Raw genomic sequence first — 1,035 nt, 5'->3', positions numbered from 1 at the left:
TCGGCTGACGCAGCGGGGGACAATGGAGTGATACACATGGGACTTTGGAACATTATCCGACGTATGGCTTTGCGAGAGAAGTTGCCCCTGCGCCAGATTGCGCGTCGCACGGGGATGTCGCGCAACACGATCAAGAAGTGGCTTTCAGCCAACGCTCCGTGATCCAGTCGACGGGCACTTCCGTGTGTCGTGCGGGCTTCGTGTGCGGCCACTGATCGTCACCCCCGCGTAGTGCCGCGGCGGATCGGGATTTTCAATAGCCTCGCAGTATCCTCGCAGCATCCCGCTCATGCAGGTCAGGTCCTTGTTCGCGCTGTCGGCCTTCAGCTTCTCAGCCGCCAACTGCGCCTTCCACCATTTGCGATGCACACGCGCCTAGGCCGTTCCAATCTGTGCGCCCGGGCGATCGCCGCCGAGTGCAGTTATCAGGTTGGCGGCCGACCGCTTCCGATCATCGCGTCACAGCCGCATCTGCTGCGCGCTCTTGAAACGGATTTCGATGGCGGAGATCTTTTCGACGTGCGCGACCATTCCGGAGAGCATCTGTGCCGGTTCTTCCACCCCGCCGACGACCGCCTCAGCCACCTCCGGACCGTTGTGCCGGTCCTGGTTTGCGATGCCTCAACCCGTTACAGCAGTTCAGCCAAAGGCAGGGCCGATACAGCCTCCGCCAAAAGGAACGCCTACCCCCGCGTCGCCGCCAGATTACGCGCAGCACGAAAGCCGGCCTCGGCATCACCGTCACGGCCGGTGAGCCTGGCCTCCCAACCGTCTAGATAGGCGCTCCAGACGCGCTCCAGCTTTCGGCGCGCTATGGTCTTGGAATCGGTCTTCAAGCTTTCCCAGTTCACGGGGCGCGGCTCAACACTCGCGAACCGCACTGGCACGCGCCGCTTCAGCTAATAAGTCTTGCCGCGCATGATGAGATTGTCTGACATTGCTTCCGCCACCGCACTGGGTAGCGGAATGTGCGGCAAAATGGGTGGCAGTTAAACGTCGCAAGAAAGCCGCCACGCCCGAAATGCTAAACAAAAC

General features: G+C 61.4%; 1 protein-coding gene and 1 pseudogene. One reads left to right on the top strand and one right to left on the bottom strand.

Annotated features, from left to right (window positions below; translation table 11 throughout):
* Positions 1-36 precede the first annotated feature (36 nt).
* Positions 37-144 (top strand): annotated as a pseudogene (locus ACOI1H_RS25765) (helix-turn-helix domain-containing protein); the annotation flags it as partial.
* Positions 145-459: 315 nt separating this feature from the next.
* Here the strand turns inward: ACOI1H_RS25765 and ACOI1H_RS25760 are convergent.
* The gene (locus tag ACOI1H_RS25760) at positions 460-585 is read right to left on the bottom strand and encodes a hypothetical protein (protein WP_422441181.1); all 126 of its coding nucleotides are present in this window, start codon (positions 583-585) and stop codon (positions 460-462) included.
* Positions 586-1,035 lie beyond the last annotated feature (450 nt).

Source organism: Loktanella sp. DJP18, assembly GCF_049310965.1.
Classification (GTDB): domain Bacteria; phylum Pseudomonadota; class Alphaproteobacteria; order Rhodobacterales; family Rhodobacteraceae; genus Loktanella.
The sequence above is the reverse complement of the archived record's forward strand: the minus strand, read 5'-3'. Positions and strand labels throughout refer to the sequence as shown.